This is a genomic window from Nonomuraea sp. NPDC049486 (assembly GCF_040676925.1).
Lineage (GTDB): Bacteria > Actinomycetota > Actinomycetes > Streptosporangiales > Streptosporangiaceae > Nonomuraea > Nonomuraea ferruginea.
In genome coordinates this window covers 1-1,902 of sequence record NZ_JBFAPV010000043.1, presented here as the reverse complement: position 1 = coordinate 1,902, position 1,902 = coordinate 1, and the positions used below count along the sequence as shown (strand labels likewise).

At 56.9% G+C, this 1,902-nt stretch carries 3 protein-coding genes; 2 read left to right on the top strand and 1 reads right to left on the bottom strand.

What is annotated here, in order from left to right:
- On the top strand, nt 1-806 hold an 806-nt coding region (locus AB0K05_RS44390), incomplete at its 5' end, for a polymorphic toxin-type HINT domain-containing protein (RefSeq protein ID WP_364237873.1).
- A 19-nt stretch (nt 807-825) separates the two neighbouring features.
- Nucleotides 826-1,272, top strand: coding sequence for a DUF4259 domain-containing protein (locus AB0K05_RS44385; RefSeq protein ID WP_364237876.1), 447 nt, complete (start codon nt 826-828; stop codon nt 1,270-1,272).
- Nucleotides 1,273-1,707: 435 nt separating this feature from the next.
- Here the strand turns inward: AB0K05_RS44385 and AB0K05_RS44380 are convergent.
- On the bottom strand, nt 1,708-1,902 hold a 195-nt coding region (locus tag AB0K05_RS44380), incomplete at its 5' end, for a hypothetical protein (protein ID WP_364237871.1).

The window sequence follows — 1,902 nt, the reverse complement described above, 5'->3', positions numbered from 1 at the left end:
GCAAGACCCGTAGATCGATCGACAGTGAATCGTGCAGCAGCTTCGTACCCGGCACGCGAGTCCTCATGGCCGACGGCACCACCAAACCCATCGAGAGCGTCACCGAAGGTGACGAGATATTAACGACAGACCCGAAGACTGGGAAGACAACAGTCAAGTCTGTCACTGCCCAGATCACCTCTGAAGGAATCAAAAACCTGGCCCAGATATCTATCGATAAAGGCAAGGAGTCGGGAGTTCTCACCGCAACCGGCGACCATCCGTTCTGGGTGCCGGAAGTCCAGGAGTGGGTGAACGCTGAAACGCTCCGGTCCGGACAGTACCTGCAGACCAGTAGCGGTACCTACACCCAGATATCCGCAGCCATCCGATGGACAACCGGCGACCAGCGCGTCTACAACCTGACCGTCGCGGATACACATACATATTACGTACTGGCTGGCGCGACCTCGATTTTGGTTCACAATTCGAATTGCCTGCCAGGTACACGGTTCAACGTCCCTGAGAAGCCAGGCGTGTACGTCATTCACCTGAATGACGGAACCAAGTACGTCGGAAGCTCAACCACAAACATCAGAGAACGGACGAACAAGTCGATGCGCTCCAAGCACGCGGTCCGAAAGGCGGGATACACAGCCGACGACGTGGCCAATGTAACGTACTTTACGTTATCTCGCGGTACGAGCAAGACAGCCATTCGTCGCATGGAGCAGACGATGATGGAGGGGGTAAAGGCAAAGGGCGGAACCCTCCTGAACCGACGAGACCCCGAAATCGAAGTTCCGATTGGCCAGTACCTGCAGTAGGACTATACTGCAGGCCGTGATGGGAACCTGGGGATCAAGCCCGTTCGACAGCGACACCTCGGAAGACTTTCTCGACGAACTGGAGGAGCTGTCCGCATCGCAGAGACTGATAGTGATCGAGGCTACTTTCCATTCAGCCATCGAGGCCCAGGGCAACTCAAACGCGTCGGTACTACCCGAAGAAGTAGTGGCCGCTGCTGCTGTGGTTGCGGCCAATATTCCAGCCGGGCGCTCCTTGACCTGGAACGAGGAAAACCCGGGCGTCATGGAATGGCTAGCCCAGCCGATTACGCCGGCACTTGCCATGTCCGCTATTCAGGCTCTGGACGTGACATTGCCTGCAGACGGCTGGTTCTGGAGGAGTTGGGTCGACGATGGCGAGAGGGAGGAGGCTCAAGCTGCGATCGATAGCTTGAGGTCCGTGTTGCGGCACTTCATCAGCGAAGGTGAGGCTTCGGAGCGGTGAACAGCGAGGGTTGCGGTGACGTGCTAGTCGATTGCGAAAGAGGACAGGTTCTATCCATCTCGATAGCCGGTCGATATGCCGCCCCGGCTCAGATACTGGGAAAGGCTCGGAATGTCTTCCTGGGAGCGTTTTCCGCCCTCCTCGACGCTGGATGCGAGCCTGATCTGGAGCGGCTGGAACTAGACATTCCTATTTTCCTGATCGAAACGATGGACCAACGAATCAAGGATGGATCATGGGTCGTTCTGGGGAGCCGCCCGATCTCGCCACAAATCCGTATACCTCAATACAAGACACTCGCCGGTCCGCACGGGATTACCATATCCAGGATTTGCAGGGCAACATAGGGAGGCGACTCTCTCTCAAAGAAGCCCAATTGTTGCGTCCACATAAATCGTTCTCGCCCGCGCTGGTCGAGAAGGCGCTCAGCGCCTTTCACGGGCTTGAACCGTGGATGCCAATTTTCGACGAGATGACTGCCAATTGAGCATAGTCGGTGTTCGCATTGGATGCTTTTGATCCACACGAGAGGCTCAGTGCGTGTTTGAGAAGATCGTTCATGTACGGCGTGGCAGCGTGACGACCGGCTCGCGAGCGGCCAAGGTGTCCGGATGCCCCCGCAGCGCTACC

Bases quoted from the DNA above. Each gene is read 5' to 3' on its own strand.
- AB0K05_RS44385 (WP_364237876.1), top strand. From the start codon at position 826: ATGGGAACCTGGGGATCAAGCCCGTTCGACAGCGACACCTCGGAAGAC.